Raw genomic sequence first — 18,688 nt, forward strand, 5'->3', positions numbered from 1 at the left:
CTGAATCGTTTCCGCTTGGTGCTATGTAATCTACTGTTGTCTGACCTTCTACGTTATCTGGAATACCATCGTTATCTGCATCGATATCTCTAAAGTCTGGATTAGAATCTGAATCTGAATTTGTTGGGGTAATACCTTCTCCAGAACCTGGCGTAGTCTCGTATGCATCGTCTAAACCATTACCGTCTGTATCAAAAGTACAAGGATGAACAACACCTACACCACCTTGAGCTTCAACGTTATCTGTAATACCATCATTATCAGAATCTATATCTCTAAAATCAGGATTTTTATCACCATCCGTATCTACAGGATATAATCCTATACCCGGACAACTTTCATAAGCATTATCTAAGCCATCGCAGTCTGTATCTTTACCAGTTGGAGCAATGTAACCGTCTGTAGTTTGCGCTTCAACGTTATCTGTAATACCATCATTATCAGAATCTATATCTCTGAAATCAGGATAAGAATCACCGTCTGTATCCGTTGGGTTTATTCCTTTACCACCACCACAGTAGTTTTCAAAAGCATCATCTAAACCGTTTTTTGGGCTTACATCTTTTCCACTTGGAAAAGTTAACTCATTTGTAGCTTGAGCTTCACCTAAATCTAAAATACCATCATTATCGGAATCAATATCCAAATAATCCTTTCTTGCGTCACCATCTGTGTCTATAGGAGTTAGGCCTTCTCCACTACCAGGAGATGACTCATAGGCATCGTCTAATCCGTTACCGTCAGAATCAATTCCGCTAGGTTTGATATAACCCACTGATAATTGTGCTTCAACATTATCTAAAACACCATCGTTGTCAGAGTCAATATCTAAACTATTTGGTATTCCGTCTTTGTCAAAATCTGCTGTTCCTTCAACAGTATCAATAATACCATCATTATCATCATCTATATCGATGTTATCAGCAATGCCATCTCCATCTGTATCCTTAATTATGCCATAATCCGCATAAACAAAGGAAGTCGAAGCTGTAAATAAAATTAATAAGGTAAATAGTGCGAATCTCTTTTTATAAAGAGTCCTGCTTAATACTAGAGTAAAGTTTTCCATAAATGATAGTTAGTGTTACTAATCACCATGGCATTGTTTGTTAAGTTTATACGTGAAAGATTTTGGGACTTCTTGCTTAAACTGGATGCTAAGTTAAAGTTATTTTTAAATACTACCTTAAATTTGATATCATATGTTACATCCGTTCTTTGAAGCGCAAATTTAATCGTTTAAATGTTAATTTTTTAACTTTTAGTTGAAAATATTTAACAAAAAAAAATCAAAAGCGTTTTTTACAAAAATTGTTAATCTTATAAAAAAAGCGGTTTATCGAAAATATGAAAATGCTAAATACCACAGAATCTAATACTTCACTATTTATCAACAGAGTTATTAGCATACTATTATTTACCGTACTTTTGCAACAAATTTTTTTAAATGAGTTTTGAAAAAGAAATACAAAAGAGAAGAACTTTTGGTATTATATCTCACCCCGATGCAGGTAAAACAACACTAACTGAAAAGCTATTACTTTTTGGTGGTGCCATACAAGAAGCTGGAGCCGTAAAAAACAATAAAATAAAGAAATCTGCTACAAGTGACTTTATGGAAATTGAAAGGCAAAGAGGTATATCTGTAGCTACATCTGTACTTGCCTTTATATATAAGGATAAGAAAATAAATATTTTAGATACTCCAGGACACAAGGATTTTGCTGAAGATACATTTAGAACACTTACTGCTGTAGATAGTGTTATTGTTGTAATTGATGTTGCAAAAGGTGTTGAGGAACAAACTGAAAAGTTGGTTGAAGTTTGTAGAATGCGTAAAATACCAATTATTGTTTTTATTAATAAATTGGATCGTGAAGGTAAAGATGCCTTTGACTTGCTTGATGAAGTAGAGCAAAAATTAGGATTATCTGTAACTCCTTTAAGCTTCCCTATAGGAATGGGGTACGACTTTAAAGGAATTTATAACATTTACGAAAAGAATATTAATCTTTTTAGTGGCGACAATAAAAAGAACATCGAAGAAACTATTGCTTTTGATGATGTACAGAGTCCTGAATTAGAAAATGTAATAGGCCATAAGGCTGCTACAAGCCTAAGAGAAGATTTAGAGTTAGTACATGGTGTTTATCCTGAATTTAGCAAAGAAAAATATTTAGCTAGTGAGCAACAACCTGTTTTCTTTGGCTCGGCTTTAAACAATTTTGGAGTTCGTGAATTATTGGATTGTTTTATAGAAATAGCACCGTCTCCAAGACCAAAAAGAGCAGAGGAACGTGAAGTTTTCGCTAACGAAAAAGATTTTACTGGTTTTGTTTTTAAGATTCATGCCAATATGGATCCTAAACACAGAGATAGGTTAGCTTTTATAAAAATTGTTTCAGGTACATTTGAGCGGAACAAACCTTATTTACACGTTAGAAATAACAAAAAACTTAAATTCTCTAGTCCCAATGCTTTTTTTGCTGAGAAAAAAGAAATTGTAGACATATCTTACCCAGGTGACATTGTAGGCTTACATGATACTGGCCACTTTAAAATTGGAGATACATTAACCGAAGGAGAAGAGCTACATTACAAAGGCATACCTAGCTTTAGTCCTGAGCACTTTAGATATATTAACAACGGAGACCCAATGAAAGCTAAACCTCTATACAAAGGTATAGACCAGTTAATGGATGAAGGTGTTGCGCAGTTGTTTACATTAGAGCTAAACGGAAGAAAAATAATTGGTACAGTCGGCGCTTTACAGTTTGAGGTTATACAATATAGACTAGAACATGAATATGGAGCCAAATGTACATATGAAAACTTCCCTGTATTCAAGGCTTGCTGGGTAGATCCAGATGACAAAAATAATGATGAGTTTAAAGAATTTAAGAGAGTAAAACAAAAGTTCCTTGCAAAGGATAAACAGGGACAACTGGTGTTTTTAGCAGATTCTCAATTCTCTTTGCAAATGACACAACAGAAATATCCTAGTGTAAAATTACATTTTACATCCGAGTTCGAATAAGAAGAAATATAAAATCTAAAAAAGCCAAACATAATGTTTGGCTTTTTTTATTTACTCTTTTTTAATAAACAAAAAACCACGCAAATTGCGTGGTTTTTTTTATTATGCTTCTCCTGTTGGACCAAAATTAATTGGTATTGGAGGTTGCTCATAATCTTTAATTGCTCCGTGAGCCTTTTCAAAACGTAGAACATTATCATTTAATGCTTTTAAGAACTTTTTAGCATGTTGTGGCGTAAGTATTATTCTACTTTTCACTTTTGCTTTTGGTGCTCCCGGCATCATACTAACAAAGTCTACTACAAACTCTGATACTGAATGGTTAATGATCGCTAAATTGGAATAAACCCCTTCAGCAGTTTTTTCATCTAACTCAATATTAATTTGCTTTTGATCTTGATTAGAATCACTCATACAACTTAAAATTTAAGTTCCTCTTTACGAGCCATAATCTCATCATATTCTTCTTTAGAACCTACTATGATGCTATCATAATCTCTCATACCTGTACCAGCTGGTATTTTATGACCAACAATTACATTTTCTTTTAATCCTTCTAAGTGATCAACCTTACCAGCTACTGCTGCTTCGTTTAATACCTTAGTTGTTTCCTGGAACGATGCCGCAGAGATAAAAGATTTAGTCTGTAAAGATGCTCTTGTAATACCTTGTAAGATCGGCGTTGCAGTTGCTGCAACAGCATCTCTTGCAGATACTAGTCCTTTATCAGAACGCATTAGAATAGAGTTTTCATCTCTTAATTCTCTAACAGTAATTATCTGTCCAGCTTTTAATGTATCTGATTCTCCTGCATCTTCTACTACTTTCTTACCGTAAATTTCATCATTTTCCTTAATGAAATCTTCTTTATGAGCCAATTGGTTCTCTAAGAAAATAGTATCTCCTGGATCTTGAATACGTACTTTACGCATCATCTGTCTAACAACAACCTCAAAATGTTTGTCATTAATCTTCACACCTTGTAAACGATATACTTCTTGAACTTCGTTCACTAAGTATTGTTGTACTGCAGAAGGACCTTTAATCGCTAAGATATCTGCCGGTGTAATAGACCCATCAGATAATGGCATACCTGCTCTTACGTAATCATTCTCTTGTACAAGAATCTGATTAGATAATTTAACTAAGTATTTTTTAACATCACCTAATTTAGACTCTATTATAATCTCACGGTTACCTCTTTTAATTTTACCAAAAGAAACAACACCATCGATTTCTGAAACAACTGCTGGATTAGACGGGTTACGCGCTTCAAAAAGTTCTGTAACTCTTGGAAGACCACCCGTAATATCACCAGACTTAGCAGATTTACGAGGAATCTTAACTAAAGTCATACCCTCAGCTACCTTATCGTTATCGTCTACCATAATGTGAGACCCAACTGGAAGGTTATAAGAACGTAATATTTCATCATTACTATTCTTAACTAATAATGTTGGTATTAACTTTTTGTTTCTAGATTCTGAAATTACTTTCTCTTGGAAACCTGTTTGTTCATCTATTTCTACTTGATATGTAACACCTTGATCAATATTTTCGTAAGAAACCTTACCTGTAAATTCAGAAACAATTACACCGTTATATGGATCCCAAGAACAAATTACATCACCTTTAGCAACTTTTGTTCCGTTTTCTATAGCTAACTGAGAACCGTAAGGAATGTTGTTCGTACTTAACGTAATTCCTGTTTTAGTATCTACTACTTTTACTTCTGACGTTCTAGAGATAACAATTTTAACTTTGTTACCTTCATTATCTTCTCCATTAACAGTTCTTAGATCTTCTATTTCTGCAACACCTGCAAATTTAGCCTCTAATTTGTTTTCTTCAGAAATGTTACCTGCAATACCACCCACGTGGAATGTACGTAATGTTAACTGTGTACCTGGCTCTCCAATAGATTGCGCAGCTACAACACCAACTGCCTCACCTCTCTGTACCATTTTATTGGTAGATAGGTTACGACCATAACATTTACCACAGATTCCTTTTTCTGCCTCACAAGTTAATGCTGAACGTACTTCAACACTCTCTATAGGAGAAGCTTGAATCTTTTTAACATCAGATTCTACTATTAACTGTCCTGCAGTTAACAACAACTCTTCTGTTAAAGGATCAAATAAATCATGTAATGAAATACGACCTAATATACGAGCTCCTAACGTCTCAACTATCTCTTCGTTTTTCTTTAATGCTGATACTTCAATACCTCTTAATGTACCACAATCTTCGGTGTTAATAATAACATCCTGTGAAACATCTACTAAACGACGTGTTAAGTAACCCGCATCGGCTGTTTTTAAGGCTGTATCCGCAAGTCCTTTACGCGCACCGTGAGTAGAGATAAAGTACTCAAGAATTGATAAACCTTCCTTAAAGTTAGAAAGAATAGGGTTTTCAATAATTTCTCCACCACCTGCTGTAGATTTCTTAGGTTTTGCCATTAATCCACGCATACCTGTTAACTGACGAATCTGTTCCTTAGAACCCCTTGCACCAGAATCAAGCATCATATACACAGAGTTAAATCCTTGTTGATCTTCACGAATACGTTTCATAGCTAACTCTGTTAACTGCGCATTTGTAGAAGTCCAAACATCAATAACTTGGTTATAACGTTCGTTATTTGTAATAAGACCCATATTGTAGTTCGCCATAATACCGTCTACTTGACCGTTAGCTTCTGCAATCATCTCATGTTTCTCTTTAGGGATAATAATATCACCTAAACTAAATGATAAACCACCTTTAAAGGCAAACTCATATCCTAAAGTCTTAATCTTATCTAAGAATTCTGCAGTAGTTGGCACGTCTGTAACGGCTAAAATACCACCAATAATATCTCTTAAAGATTTCTTGTTTAATACATCATTAATATAACCTGCCTGTTCTGGCACCATCATATTAAATAAAACTCTACCTGTTGTAGTTGGTATAATTTGATTAACAAGTTCTCCTTCTTCATTAAAATCTTTTGCACGAACCTTAATTCCTGCATTTAAGTCAACTCTTTCCTCATTAAAAGCTATAACAACTTCTTCATAAGAATAGAATGTTAACCCTTCACCTTTTATAGGCACTTCTGGAGTTGATTTACGTTCTTTAGTCATATAGTAAAGACCTAAAACCATATCCTGAGAAGGTACCGTAATTGGAGAACCATTTGCTGGGTTCAAAATGTTATGAGAAGCCAACATTAATAATTGACATTCCAAAATTGCTTCTGGTCCCAATGGCAAGTGAACCGCCATTTGATCCCCATCAAAATCGGCGTTAAAGGCAGTACAAACTAAAGGATGTAAACGTATCGCTTTACCTTCAATAAGCTTTGGCTGAAATGCTTGGATACCCAATCTGTGCAATGTAGGAGCCCTGTTTAACATAACAGGATGCCCTTTTAATACATTTTCAAGAATGTCCCAAACAACTGGCTCTTTCTTATCTATTATTTTCTTAGCAGATTTAACTGTTTTTACAATTCCTCTTTCTATTAACTTACGTATAACAAACGGCTTGTAAAGTTCAGCTGCCATATCTTTTGGCAAACCACATTCAAATAATTTCAATTCCGGTCCAACAACAATTACCGAACGCGCTGAATAATCCACACGCTTACCTAGTAAGTTTTGACGGAAACGACCTTGTTTACCTTTTAATGAATCTGATAATGACTTTAAAGGTCTGTTAGATTCTGTTTTTACTGCTGATGACTTACGAGTGTTATCAAAAAGAGAATCTACAGATTCCTGAAGCATACGTTTCTCATTTCTAAGAATTACTTCTGGAGCCTTAATCTCTACCAATCTTTTTAAACGATTGTTTCTGATAATTACTCTTCTATATAAATCATTTAAATCTGATGTCGCAAAACGTCCACCATCTAATGGCACTAAAGGTCTAAGCTCTGGTGGTATAACTGGGATTACTTTCATAATCATCCACTCAGGTCTGTTCTCTCTATTTTCTTGAGATTCTCTTAGTGATTCTACAACCTGTAAACGCTTTAACGCTTCAGTTTTACGTTGCTTAGATGTTTCTGTGTTTGCCTTATGTCTTAACTCAAATGATAACTCATCTAAATCAATTCTTGACAACAATTCAATTAAACATTCAGCACCCATTTTAGCAATAAACTTATTTGGATCTGTATCGTCCAAATATTGGTTTTCTACTGGTATAGATTCTAAAATATTTAAATATTCTTCTTCAGTTAAGAAGTCCATTTTCTGAACTTCTTCTCCTTCTGGACCTTTAGCAATACCCGCTTGAATTACAACATAACGCTCATAATAGATGATCATGTCTAATTTCTTAGAAGGTAATCCTAATAAGTATCCAATTTTATTAGGTAAAGAACGGAAGTACCAGATGTGGGCAACAGGAACAACTAAATTAATGTGTCCTACTCTATCTCTACGTACTTTCTTTTCTGTAACCTCTACTCCACAACGGTCACAAACGATACCGCGGTAACGGATACGTTTGTACTTACCACAAGCACACTCATAATCCTTTACAGGACCAAAAATACGCTCACAGAAAAGACCATCCCTTTCAGGCTTGTGAGTTCTATAGTTAATTGTTTCAGGTTTTAAAACTTCCCCTCTTGACTCTGCCAAAATAGCTTCTGGAGATGACAATCCGATTGAGATTTTATCAAACCTTTTTATTGTGTTATTATCCTTTGGTCTAGCCATAACAATATGGTGATCTTAAAATTAAATATATCTAACAAATAGTGTTCAAGACATGGTCTTGTTATTCTTCCAATCTAATATCTAAACCTAATCCCTTAAGTTCATGCATTAATACGTTGAAAGATTCTGGTAAACCAGGTTCTGGCATTGTTTCACCTTTAACAATAGACTCATACGTCTTAGCTCTACCAATAACATCATCAGACTTAACTGTTAATATTTCTCTTAGTGTTGCAGACGCACCGTATGCTTCTAGTGCCCAAACTTCCATCTCTCCAAAACGTTGACCACCAAATTGTGCTTTACCACCTAATGGTTGTTGTGTAATTAATGAGTATGGTCCTATAGAACGAGCATGCATTTTATCATCTACCATATGCCCTAATTTAAGCATGTAAATAACACCTACTGTCGCTGGTTGATCAAAACGTTTCCCTGTTCCACCATCATAAAGGTATGTATGTCCAAATCTAGGAATACCTGCTTCATCTGTGTAACCGTTAATTTGATCTAATGTTGCACCATCAAAAATTGGTGTTGCAAACTTTTTACCTAATTTTAATCCGGCCCATCCTAATACAGTTTCATATATCTGCCCAATGTTCATACGCGATGGTACACCTAATGGGTTTAATACGATATCTACTGGAGTACCGTCTTCTAAGAAAGGCATATCCTCATGACGTACAATACGAGCAACAATACCCTTGTTACCGTGACGACCCGCCATTTTATCACCTACTTTTAGTTTACGTTTTTTCGCAACATAAACTTTAGCTAGTTTCATTATACCTGGAGGTAACTCATCACCAACAGAAATTGTAAACTTGTCTCTTCTTAAATTACCTTGAAGGTCATTCAGCTTAATTTTATAGTTGTGAATTAAATCTGCAACCATAGCATTAAGATCTTTATCTACTGTCCAGCTTCCGCCTACTAGGTGAGCAAAGTCATCTACAGAGTTTAACATTTTCATAGAGTACTTTTTACCTTTAGGAAGAACTTCTTCTCCTAAATCGTTAAGTACACCTTGAGATGTTTTACCATTTACCATCGTAAATAATTTCTCTACTAATACATCTTTAAGTTGTTCGAATTTTACTTCGTATTCTAACTCTAACTTATTAATAGCATCTTTATCTTCTACACGAGTACGCTTATCCTTAATAGATCTAGAAAATAATTTCTTACCTATTACAACACCTCTTAATGAAGGTGATGCTTTTAAAGATGCATCTTTTACGTCTCCAGCTTTATCACCGAAAATAGCGCGAAGTAATTTTTCTTCTGGTGTTGGATCAGATTCTCCTTTTGGAGTAATCTTACCTATTAAAATATCACCAGGCTTAACTTCTGCACCAATACGGATCATTCCGTTTTCATCTAAATCTTTAGTAGCCTCTTCAGAAACGTTTGGTATATCATGCGTTAATTCTTCAGCTCCTAATTTCGTATCTCTAACTTCTAAAGAATACTCATCTATATGTATAGATGTAAAGATATCTTCACGTACTACTTTCTCAGAAATTACAATTGCATCCTCAAAGTTATACCCTTTCCAAGGCATAAAGGCTACTTTCATATTTCTTCCTAAGGCTAATTCTCCTAATTGAGTTGCATAACCTTCACATAATACTTGACCTTTTTTAACTTTATCGCCTTTTTCAACAATTGGCTTAAGGTTAATACTTGTCCCTTGGTTTGTTTTTCTAAACTTAACCAAGTTGTATGTTCTAGCATCTTCTTCAAAACTAACTAAACGTTCTTCTTCAGTTCTATCATACTTGATAGTAACTTTTTGAGAATCTACATACTCAACAACACCATCTCCTTCAGCATTTATTAATACTCTAGAGTCTGATGCTACTTGACGTTCCAAACCTGTCCCAACAATTGGAGATTCTGGTCTTAATAAAGGAACTGCCTGACGCATCATGTTAGATCCCATCAATGCACGGTTGGCATCATCATGTTCCAAGAAAGGAATTAAAGATGCAGATATTGATGCAATCTGATTTGGAGCAACATCTGTATAGTTAATTTCTGATGGATCTACAACTGGGAAATCACCTTCTTCACGAGCAATTACCTTTTCTGCATCTATCTCACCATTTTCTTTTAAAGGAATATTGGCCTGAGAAATTTTCATTCCCTCTTCTTCTTCCGCACTTAAATAACCGTATTCTTCTGTATCTACAACACCATTAGTTACCTTACGGTATGGAGTCTCCAAGAATCCCATTGGGTTCACTTTTGCATAAACTGCAAGAGATGATATAAGTCCAATGTTTGGTCCTTCAGGAGTTTCAATAGGACAAAGTCTTCCATAGTGTGTATAATGTACATCACGTACCTCGAACCCTGCTCTTTCTCTTGACAAACCACCTGGCCCTAATGCAGATAATCTACGCTTGTGCGTTATCTCTGCTAGAGGGTTGGTTTGATCCATAAATTGAGACAACTGGTTTGTACCAAAGAATGAATTAATTACTGAAGATAATGTCTTAGCATTAATTAAATCAATAGGTGTAAACACTTCGTTATCTCTAACGTTCATACGTTCACGGATCGTTCTTGCCATACGAGCAAGACCTACACCAAATTGCTGAGATAATTGTTCACCAACTGTTCTAACACGACGGTTAGACAAGTGGTCAATATCATCTATCTCTGCTTTAGAGTTTATAAGCTCTATTAAATATTTAATTATAGTTATAATATCTTCTTTAGTCAAGACTTGCTTGTCCATTCCAATATCTAACTGTAACTTTTTATTCATTCTATAACGACCTACTTCACCTAAGTTGTAACGTTGGTCAGAAAAGAATAATTTATCTATAATTCCACGTGCTGTTTCCTCATCTGGCGGCTCAGCATTACGTAATTGTCTATAAATATGCTCAACTGCCTCTTTTTCAGAGTTCGTTGGATCTTTCTGTAGTGTATTATGAATAATACCATAGTCAGACTGTGCATTATTTTCTTTGTGTAAAAGAATAGTTTTTACATCTGCATCAATAATTTCTGCAATATGATCTTTTTCAAGAACTGTATCCCTATCTAATACTATTTCGTTTCTTTCAATAGAAACAACTTCACCTGTATCTTCATCTACGAAATCCTCGTGCCAAGTATTTAATACTCTAGCCGCTAATTTACGTCCTAAAACTTTTTTAAGTCCAGCATTTGAAACTTTGATCTCTTCCGATAAGTCAAAGATTTCCAAAATATCTTTATCACGCTCAAAACCAATTGCTCTAAATAAAGTTGTTACTGGTAATTTTTTCTTTCTATCAATGTAAGCATACATTACGCCATTGATATCTGTTGCAAATTCAATCCAAGATCCTTTAAAAGGAATTACTCTAGCTGAATACAATTTAGTACCGTTAGCATGGAAAGACTGTCCAAAGAAAACCCCTGGAGAACGGTGTAATTGAGAAACAACAACACGCTCAGCTCCATTTATTACAAATGTACCACTTGGTGTCATGTAAGGAATTGTACCTAAATACACATCCTGTACTATAGTTTCAAAATCTTCGTGTTCTGGGTCCGTACAATAAAGTTTAAGCCTAGCCTTTAGTGGTACACTATAGGTTAAACCTCTCTCTATACATTCTTGAATAGAATATCTTGGTGGATCTATAAAATAATCAAGAAACTCTAATACGAATTGATTTCTTGTGTCAGTAATTGGAAAGTTTTCCAAGAAGGTATTATACAAACCTTCGTCGCCTCTTTCATCAGATTTTGTTTCAAGTTGGAAGAAATCCTGAAATGATTTAATCTGAATGTCCAAGAAATCCGGATAATCTGGAATATTCTTAGCTGATGCAAAATTTATTCTTTGAGTCTGTTTTGTGAACATCAATGGACAAAATTATGTTATGAATAGTATTCTCGTTGCATATTACTTCATATACAATATATATAAAAATGGGATTAGGTCTAGACGCAAAATGCGTAAAGACCTATCCCAAAAACGTTATGGTTGTTGCTATTACTTAAGCTCAACTTCCGCTCCTGCTTCTTCTAAAGATTTTTTAATACCTTCAGCTTCGTCTTTAGAAACACCTTCTTTAACAGCTTTTGGTGCGCTATCTACGATATCTTTAGCATCTTTTAATCCTAAACCAGTTAATTCCTTAACTAATTTTACAACTGCTAACTTAGAAGCACCAGCTGCTTTTAAGATAACATCAAATTCAGTTTGCTCTTCTACAGCTTCACCAGCAGCAGCTCCACCAGCAGCAACAGCTACAGCAGCAGCAGCAGGCTCTATACCGTACTCATCTTTTAATATATTTGCTAACTCGTTTACTTCTTTTACAGTTAAGTTAACTAATTGTTCTGCGAAATCTTTTAAATCTGCCATTTTTCTATCGTTTAATAAATTTTTAAAATATAATTGTTTTTAGTGCGTACTATCTTTCAGATAATGTCTTAAGAATTCCAGCGATTTTACCACCACCAGATTTAAGTCCAGAAATAACGTTTTTAGCTGGCGATTGTAATAATCCAATAATATCACCAATAACTTCTTCTTTAGACTTAATGCTAACTAAAGCATCTAATTGATCATCTCCTATGTAAACTTCTTCAGCTATAAATGCTCCCTTTAATAAAGGCTTATCAGATTTTTTTCTGAATGTCTTTATCAATTTTGCTGGCGCATTACTAGTATCAGAGAACATTAAAGAAGTGTTACCTTTTAACACTCCTGGAAGCTCTCCAAAATCTTTATCTGAAGCTTCCATTGCCTTTGCAAGCAATGTATTCTTAATAACTGAAAGTTTAACACCCGCTTTAAAGCATGCTCTTCTTAAGTCAGAAGTAGCAACAGCATTTAATCCTGAAATATCAGCCAAGTAAATGGTTGTGTTTTCAGCTAACTGCGAAGTTAAATCTTCTATTACGTTTAATTTTTCTTCTTTTGTCATAATATAAACTTTAAAGCAACAGTTATGCTACCACTTTTGGATCTAATTGAACACTTGGGCTCATTGTACTAGATATGTAAGCACTTTTTACATATATACCTTTTGCAGCAGTAGGCTTCAATTTCATAAGTGTATCTAACAACTCTTTTGCATTTTCTTTAATCTGCTCTTCAGAGAAAGAAACTTTCCCAATTGCAGCATGCACAATACCTGTCTTATCTACTTTAAAATCAATTTTACCAGCTTTTACTTCGGTTACAGCTTTAGCTATATCCATAGTAACTGTTCCTGTTTTTGGATTAGGCATTAAACCTCTTGGCCCTAAAACTCTACCTAAAGGTCCTAGTTTACCCATTACACTTGGCATAGTGATGATAACATCAACATCTGTCCAACCGCTTTTTATTTTATCCAAATACTCATCTAACCCAACATAATCCGCACCAGCTTCTTTCGCCTCTGCTTCTTTATCTGGAGTTACTAAAGCTAAAACTTTTACATCTTTACCTGTTCCGTGTGGTAATGTTACAACACCACGAACCATTTGATTTGCTTTCCTTGGATCTACACCCAAACGAACAGCAAGATCTACTGATGCATCAAATTTTGCATTAGTTATTTCTTTTACTAAAGCAGATGCTTCTTCTAAAGAATAGAGTTTGTTCTTATCTATCTTACCGTGAGCTTCCTTTTGCTTTTTTGTTAATTTTGCCATTTTAAATTGCTTTTAAGATTTTAAAAAGGTCTACTACCTGAAACTTTTAAACCCATAGATCTTGCAGTACCCGCTATCATACTCATTGCCGACTCAACTGTAAATGCATTTAAATCTACCATTTTGTCTTCTGCAATTTGTTTAACTTGGTCCCAAGATACACTTGCCACTTTGTTTCTGTTAGGTTCACCAGATCCCTTTTTAATCTTAGCTGCTTCTAAAAGCTGAACTGCCGCTGGCGGTGTTTTTACAAGAAAGTCAAAAGACTTATCTTTATAAACCGTGATAACAACTGGTAATACTTTACCTTGTTTGTCCTGTGTACGCGCATTAAATTGCTTACAGAACTCCATGATGTTAACTCCGGCAGCACCTAAAGCGGGTCCAACCGGTGGCGACGGATTCGCTGCACCTCCCCTAACTTGTAGTTTAACTACTTTACTTACTTCTTTTGCCATTGTATAAAATTAAATTCGAAAAATATGTGTCATTCGGAAGCAACACACACCCTTACTATGTAACAGTTCTTTATTATACTTTTTCTACTTGCATATAACTTAGCTCTAATGGTGTTTTTCTTCCAAAGATCTTCACCATTACCTCAAGCTTACGCTTTTCTTCGTTGATTTTTTCAACAGTTCCATTGAAACCATTAAAAGGCCCATCTATAACCTTTATTGTTTCTCCTAGTACAAAAGGTATAGCAACACTGTCTATTGTAACAGCTAACTCATCTACCTTCCCTAACATTCTATTTACTTCTGATTTTCTTAACGGCACCGGGTCACCACCTTTAGTTTCTCCCAAAAAGCCTATCACATTAGTTATTGATCTGATGATATGCACCATTTCTCCACCTAAGTTTGCCTTTACCATTATATATCCAGGGAAATAAACTTTTTCTTTGTTTATTTTTTTTCCATTACGAACCTGAACTACTTTTTCTGTAGGTACCAAAACATCTTCTAAATAATCCGAAAAACCCAATCTAGCTACCTCACTCTCGATATAACCTTTAATTTTGTTTTCCTGACCACTTACTGCCCTTACCACATACCATTTCTTCTCTAATACTTCTGACATAGTGCTTTTGGGTATCTTAGTTTATTACTTTATCAAAATAAAACTTAACTGCTTTACTAAAAAGCTCATCTACACCCCAAGTTGCCAAGGCAAACAAAACGGTAAAAACAGCTACCACAATCATAAGATTAGAAGCATCTGCTCTTGTTGGCCAAGTAACATTATTTCTAAGTTCCTCTACCGATTCTTTAATATATGTTAGCATGCGAATGTTTTACTTTATTATTTTAAAAAACGACAAGAAATACGATCTTATCTTTTGCACGGGCGGAGAGACTCGAACTCCCGACACCTGGTTTTGGAGACCAGTGCTCTACCAACTGAGCTACGCCCGTATATATTTACATTGAAAGGTATCCTACCTCGGCAGGACACCTTCAATGTAATGTAATTATATATTAAATCTTATTCTAAGATTTTAGTTACCTGACCAGCACCTACTGTTCTACCACCCTCACGGATTGCAAAACGTAAACCTTCACTAAGTGCAATAGGAGATAATAATTCTACAGTAATAGTTAAGTTATCACCTGGCATTACCATTTCTACTCCTGAAGGAAGACTAATTGTACCTGTAACATCCGTTGTTCTTACGTAGAACTGTGGACGGTAGTTATTATGGAATGGCGTATGACGACCACCTTCTTCTTTTTTCAATACATAAACCTCTGCCTCAAACTTAGAGTGTGGCTTAACAGAACCTGGTTTACAAATTACCATACCTCTAGTAATTTGAGATTTTTCAATACCTCTTAATAAGATACCAACGTTATCCCCAGCTTCACCTCTATCTAATATCTTACGGAACATTTCAACACCAGTAACAGTAGAAGTTAACTTCTCTGCACCCATACCAATAATATCAACAGCATCACCAGTATTAGCTACACCAGTCTCAATACGACCAGTTGCAACAGTACCACGACCTGTAATTGTAAATACATCTTCAATAGGCATTAAGAAATCCTTCTCAACATCACGCTTAGGTAATTCAATCCAAGCATCAACAGCATCCATTAATTCCATAACAGTATCTACCCATTTTTGCTCACCATTAAGTGCACCTAAAGCAGAACCAGAAACAACAGGACCATTATCACCATCATACTCATAAAAAGAAAGCAATTCTCTTACTTCCATTTCAACAAGCTCTAAAAGTTCCTCATCATCAACCATATCAACCTTATTCAAGAAAACAACCATTCTTGGAATACCTACCTGACGGCCTAATAAGATGTGCTCACGAGTTTGTGGCATTGGACCATCTGTTGCAGCAACAACAAGTATAGCACCATCCATCTGAGCAGCACCAGTTACCATGTTCTTAACGTAATCCGCGTGACCAGGACAATCTACGTGTGCGTAGTGACGGTTCGCAGTTGAATACTCAACGTGAGAAGTGTTAATTGTAATACCTCTTTCTTTTTCTTCTGGTGCATTATCAATCTGATCGAATGATTTTGCCTCTGATAAACCTGCATCACTTAACACTTTAGTGATAGCTGCAGTTAATGTTGTTTTACCGTGATCTACATGTCCAATAGTACCTATATTTAAGTGCGGTTTGGAACGATCAAAAGTTTCCTTTGCCATGTTTAATGAGTTTTAATCTTAGTTATATATTAGTGTACAAATTATACTTCTTGAGCCAATGACGAGAATTGAACTCGTGACCTCTTCCTTACCAAGGAAACGCTCTACCCCTGAGCTACACCGGCGTAAAACGTTCTTTAATTTAACGACTACCCTCTCAGGTACTCTAAAAACCAATGCCTAGAATCAGGACGACATCGCTGTCTATAAAAATATATTTTTCTTCTTCAACAATCTTACTTCAAAATATATTCTTAAATAAATTTTTAAACTTAAAATAAATTCAAAAACTTAGAGCGAGAGACCGGGTTCGAACCGGCGACATTCAGCTTGGAAGGCTGACGCTCTACCAACTGAGCTACTCTCGCATTTTTTTTTTGCAAATTTACGAATAAATTTCCAATTTTCAACATTTCAAACAAAATAGCCTAATTTCTATTTTGCTTATACTTTTAAAAGTATTTGTGGGGAGAGCAGGATTCGAACCTGCGAAGACGTAGTCAGCAGATTTACAGTCTGCCCTCGTTGGCCGCTTGAGTATCTCCCCAAAACTTTTTCAATACATAAAGAACTTTTAAAAAAACTTAATTCCAACTAAGAAACTAAGATTAACTTTTTAAAAAATTAGAGCCGATGGAGGGACTCGAACCCACGACCTGCTGATTACAAATCAGCTGCTCTAGCCAGCTGAGCTACATCGGCTTATGCCTAACTTTTTTGCTTTAAAAAAGCCCGCTATTTCTAACGGACTGCAAATGTATAACTAGTTTTCAGTTATTCAAAACTTTTTTTGAAAAAAATTTAAAAAAATTACACCCTTAATTTTTCCTTTCTTTTAACAAGCTGTCTTTCAATAGAATTGCACGCAGAGTCAATTGCCTCTTCAAAAGACTTACATTGCTTTTTTATCATAATATTTTCTTTAGGGACCCTAATTTTGATCTCTACAATCTTATTTTCCTTTGAACTTGTATTCTCTACTTTTAAATACACATCTGAACTTATCACCTTATCATAAAAGGTTTCTATCTTATCTAACCTAGTTTGCAAGAATGTAATTAACTCTGGATTTGCATTAAAATTAACTGTTTGGGTGTTTACTTTCATAAGAGAAGATTTTAGGTTAAACAATATCAATAAAAAAAATAGGCTTATTTCTTATTTCTTGGATGCGCTGCCAAATGCACTTTCTTAAGCTCTGCTATACTATTATGTGTATATACCTGAGTAGATGCCAAACTAGAATGCCCCAATAATTCTTTTACTGAATTTAAATCTGCCCCTTCATTTAACAAATGTGTCGCAAATGTATGTCTTAAAATATGCGGACTATTTTTTTGCTTAGAAGAGACCTTACTAAAATAGCGATTAATAATTCTATACACAAGACTTTCATACACTTTGTTTCCAGTCCTCAAAAGAAAAAGAACCTCTTTATCTTGTATCACCTCTAAAGACTCCCTAAAGGATATGTAAGAAACGATCCACGGGTACACAAAAGGAGCCAAAGGCACAATACGCTCTTTATTTCTTTTACCTAATACTTTTATTGTCTTTTTTGATAAATCTAAATCTAACAACTTTAAATTAACCAATTCTATTCTTCGTATTCCCGTAGCATACAAAAGTCCAATTATCAACTTATCCCTTGACCCTTCAAAATCATCTGAAAAATCTACCGCCTCAAGAGCTTTCTCTACCTCTTCAAAAGAAAAAGGAATCTCAATTTTCTTAGCCATCTTTAAAGCTTTATGTTTTGCAAGCGGATTAACCGCTATTTTTTCTGTTTTTTGCAAAAAACGATAATACGCTTTTAAGGAAGATACTTTTCTATTTACAGACCTATTAGACACATCGCCTGACACCAAAGAAACTATCCAATTACGAATAAAAACATACGGTACATTATCTATTTCCGAAATTTGATAATTAAACTTGCAGAACGCCATAAAAACCGCCACATCATTCCTGTAAGCAGTAACAGTATGCACTGAGTATTTTTTCTCCAAAGACAAATAAGACACAAACGATTCTAAAGACATAATTAAATTAAAAAGGCAAGATACAATTTTAGTTTATAGCATAAAAAAATCCTATTTAGAATGAAACTAGTTCAATCTAAATAGGATGTATGATAAATACTAAGAATTAATCAGAAGATTTATACTTCTTCTTGATCTCTTAATCCTTGTACGTATTCTGCTTTTTGAATCTGAGCTCTACGAACAACCGATGGCTTTGAAAACTGTTGGCGCTTTCTTAACTGACGCATTCCACCTGTTCTATCAAACTTACGCTTGAAACGCTTAAGTGCTCTATCTATATTTTCTCCTTCTTTTACTGGTATAATTAACATGGGCAATAACCTCCTCTCTTTTGTGATTTTTAAGACTGCAAATATATAAACTAATTTACAACTTAGAACTACTAATTCTTATTTTATTACAACTTACAAGCTAAACACTTCATAAACAACAGCTTTAAGATATAAAACAAATCTTAAAACTTCTATTTTAGCAATAATCTCTTGGAAATTATTTTTGCCAAAATGAGTAATCCTAACTTGTCGCTGGCTTGTACTCTTTCTTATCTATTACCA

Annotated in this window: 14 protein-coding genes, 5 tRNA genes and 1 pseudogene; 1 reads left to right on the plus strand and 19 read right to left on the minus strand. The window is 34.8% G+C overall.

Annotated elements, in window-relative coordinates:
* Nucleotides 1-1,069 (minus strand): annotated as a pseudogene (locus M4I21_RS17710) (hypothetical protein); the annotation flags it as partial.
* A 378-nt stretch (nt 1,070-1,447) separates the two neighbouring features.
* On the opposite strand from M4I21_RS17710, the gene M4I21_RS17715 reads away from it, so the two are divergent.
* Entirely contained in the window at nt 1,448-3,037 is a 1,590-nt protein-coding gene (locus tag M4I21_RS17715) for a peptide chain release factor 3 (RefSeq protein WP_249560577.1), read from the plus strand.
* Between the two features lie 102 nt (nt 3,038-3,139).
* On the opposite strand, the gene M4I21_RS17720 is transcribed toward M4I21_RS17715, so the two are convergent.
* The 18 genes from M4I21_RS17720 to rpsU all read right to left on the minus strand — a co-directional run bounded on the left by M4I21_RS17720 (nt 3,140) and on the right by rpsU (nt 18,445).
* Nucleotides 3,140-3,451, minus strand: coding sequence for a DUF3467 domain-containing protein (locus tag M4I21_RS17720; RefSeq protein WP_249560578.1), 312 nt, complete (start codon nt 3,449-3,451; stop codon nt 3,140-3,142).
* 5 nt (nt 3,452-3,456) lie between these two features.
* Nucleotides 3,457-7,755 carry a DNA-directed RNA polymerase subunit beta' gene (gene rpoC, locus M4I21_RS17725; protein WP_249560579.1) on the minus strand — a complete coding sequence of 1,433 codons (4,299 nt, stop codon included), beginning with the start codon at nt 7,753-7,755 and terminating at the stop codon, nt 3,457-3,459.
* Between the two features lie 61 nt (nt 7,756-7,816).
* On the minus strand, nt 7,817-11,626 hold the full coding sequence (gene rpoB / locus M4I21_RS17730; protein ID WP_249560580.1) for a DNA-directed RNA polymerase subunit beta: 3,810 nt from the start codon (nt 11,624-11,626) through the stop codon (nt 7,817-7,819).
* Nucleotides 11,627-11,758: 132 nt separating this feature from the next.
* Nucleotides 11,759-12,133: a 50S ribosomal protein L7/L12 gene (gene rplL / locus M4I21_RS17735; protein WP_249560581.1), complete on the minus strand. Its 375-nt coding sequence runs from the start codon at nt 12,131-12,133 to the stop codon at nt 11,759-11,761.
* 49 nt (nt 12,134-12,182) lie between these two features.
* Nucleotides 12,183-12,698 (minus strand): 50S ribosomal protein L10, encoded by a 516-nt coding sequence (gene rplJ / locus M4I21_RS17740; protein ID WP_249560582.1) that lies wholly within the window; start codon nt 12,696-12,698, stop codon nt 12,183-12,185.
* A gap of 22 nt (nt 12,699-12,720) precedes the next feature.
* Complete coding sequence (gene rplA / locus M4I21_RS17745; RefSeq protein WP_249560583.1) at nt 12,721-13,413, minus strand: 50S ribosomal protein L1; 693 nt, start codon at nt 13,411-13,413, stop codon at nt 12,721-12,723.
* Nucleotides 13,414-13,433: 20 nt separating this feature from the next.
* Nucleotides 13,434-13,871 carry a 50S ribosomal protein L11 gene (gene rplK / locus M4I21_RS17750; protein ID WP_072305055.1) on the minus strand — a complete coding sequence of 146 codons (438 nt, stop codon included), beginning with the start codon at nt 13,869-13,871 and terminating at the stop codon, nt 13,434-13,436.
* A 73-nt stretch (nt 13,872-13,944) separates the two neighbouring features.
* Entirely contained in the window at nt 13,945-14,496 is a 552-nt protein-coding gene (gene nusG / locus M4I21_RS17755) for a transcription termination/antitermination protein NusG (RefSeq protein ID WP_249560584.1), read from the minus strand.
* A 16-nt stretch (nt 14,497-14,512) separates the two neighbouring features.
* Nucleotides 14,513-14,701, minus strand: coding sequence for a preprotein translocase subunit SecE (gene secE / locus M4I21_RS17760; RefSeq protein ID WP_072305053.1), 189 nt, complete (start codon nt 14,699-14,701; stop codon nt 14,513-14,515).
* Nucleotides 14,702-14,758: 57 nt separating this feature from the next.
* A tRNA-Trp gene (locus M4I21_RS17765) sits at nt 14,759-14,831 on the minus strand.
* Nucleotides 14,832-14,901: 70 nt separating this feature from the next.
* The gene (gene tuf, locus M4I21_RS17770) at nt 14,902-16,089 is read right to left on the minus strand and encodes an elongation factor Tu (RefSeq protein ID WP_249560585.1); all 1,188 of its coding nucleotides are present in this window, start codon (nt 16,087-16,089) and stop codon (nt 14,902-14,904) included.
* A 53-nt stretch (nt 16,090-16,142) separates the two neighbouring features.
* Nucleotides 16,143-16,214: transfer RNA gene (locus M4I21_RS17775), tRNA-Thr, on the minus strand.
* Nucleotides 16,215-16,384: 170 nt separating this feature from the next.
* A tRNA-Gly gene (locus M4I21_RS17780) sits at nt 16,385-16,457 on the minus strand.
* Nucleotides 16,458-16,554: 97 nt separating this feature from the next.
* Nucleotides 16,555-16,636 (minus strand) — tRNA-Tyr (locus tag M4I21_RS17785).
* 81 nt (nt 16,637-16,717) lie between these two features.
* Nucleotides 16,718-16,791 (minus strand) — tRNA-Thr (locus M4I21_RS17790).
* A gap of 108 nt (nt 16,792-16,899) precedes the next feature.
* A complete protein-coding gene (hpf, locus tag M4I21_RS17795; RefSeq protein ID WP_249560586.1) occupies nt 16,900-17,196 on the minus strand; it encodes a ribosome hibernation-promoting factor, HPF/YfiA family in 297 nt (98 codons plus the stop codon).
* Between the two features lie 44 nt (nt 17,197-17,240).
* A complete protein-coding gene (locus M4I21_RS17800) occupies nt 17,241-18,131 on the minus strand; it encodes a tyrosine-type recombinase/integrase (protein WP_249560587.1) in 891 nt (296 codons plus the stop codon).
* A gap of 119 nt (nt 18,132-18,250) precedes the next feature.
* On the minus strand, nt 18,251-18,445 hold the full coding sequence (gene rpsU, locus M4I21_RS17805; RefSeq protein WP_072305063.1) for a 30S ribosomal protein S21: 195 nt from the start codon (nt 18,443-18,445) through the stop codon (nt 18,251-18,253).
* Nucleotides 18,446-18,688 lie beyond the last annotated feature (243 nt).

It is taken from the genome of Cellulophaga sp. 20_2_10 (assembly GCF_023476645.1).
Taxonomy (GTDB): Bacteria; Bacteroidota; Bacteroidia; order Flavobacteriales; family Flavobacteriaceae; genus Cellulophaga.

Coding starts and splice junctions, on each gene's coding strand:
- M4I21_RS17715 (WP_249560577.1), top strand. CDS start 1,448: ATGAGTTTTGAAAAAGAAATACAAAAGAGAAGAACTTTTGGTATTATA.
- M4I21_RS17720 (WP_249560578.1), bottom strand. CDS start 3,451: ATGAGTGATTCTAATCAAGATCAAAAGCAAATTAATATTGAGTTAGAT.
- rpoC (WP_249560579.1), bottom strand. CDS start 7,755: ATGGCTAGACCAAAGGATAATAACACAATAAAAAGGTTTGATAAAATC.
- rpoB (WP_249560580.1), bottom strand. CDS start 11,626: ATGTTCACAAAACAGACTCAAAGAATAAATTTTGCATCAGCTAAGAAT.
- rplL (WP_249560581.1), bottom strand. CDS start 12,133: ATGGCAGATTTAAAAGATTTCGCAGAACAATTAGTTAACTTAACTGTA.
- rplJ (WP_249560582.1), bottom strand. CDS start 12,698: ATGACAAAAGAAGAAAAATTAAACGTAATAGAAGATTTAACTTCGCAG.
- rplA (WP_249560583.1), bottom strand. CDS start 13,413: ATGGCAAAATTAACAAAAAAGCAAAAGGAAGCTCACGGTAAGATAGAT.
- rplK (WP_072305055.1), bottom strand. CDS start 13,871: ATGGCAAAAGAAGTAAGTAAAGTAGTTAAACTACAAGTTAGGGGAGGT.
- nusG (WP_249560584.1), bottom strand. CDS start 14,496: ATGTCAGAAGTATTAGAGAAGAAATGGTATGTGGTAAGGGCAGTAAGT.
- secE (WP_072305053.1), bottom strand. CDS start 14,701: ATGCTAACATATATTAAAGAATCGGTAGAGGAACTTAGAAATAATGTT.
- tuf (WP_249560585.1), bottom strand. CDS start 16,089: ATGGCAAAGGAAACTTTTGATCGTTCCAAACCGCACTTAAATATAGGT.
- hpf (WP_249560586.1), bottom strand. CDS start 17,196: ATGAAAGTAAACACCCAAACAGTTAATTTTAATGCAAATCCAGAGTTA.
- M4I21_RS17800 (WP_249560587.1), bottom strand. CDS start 18,131: ATGTCTTTAGAATCGTTTGTGTCTTATTTGTCTTTGGAGAAAAAATAC.
- rpsU (WP_072305063.1), bottom strand. CDS start 18,445: ATGTTAATTATACCAGTAAAAGAAGGAGAAAATATAGATAGAGCACTT.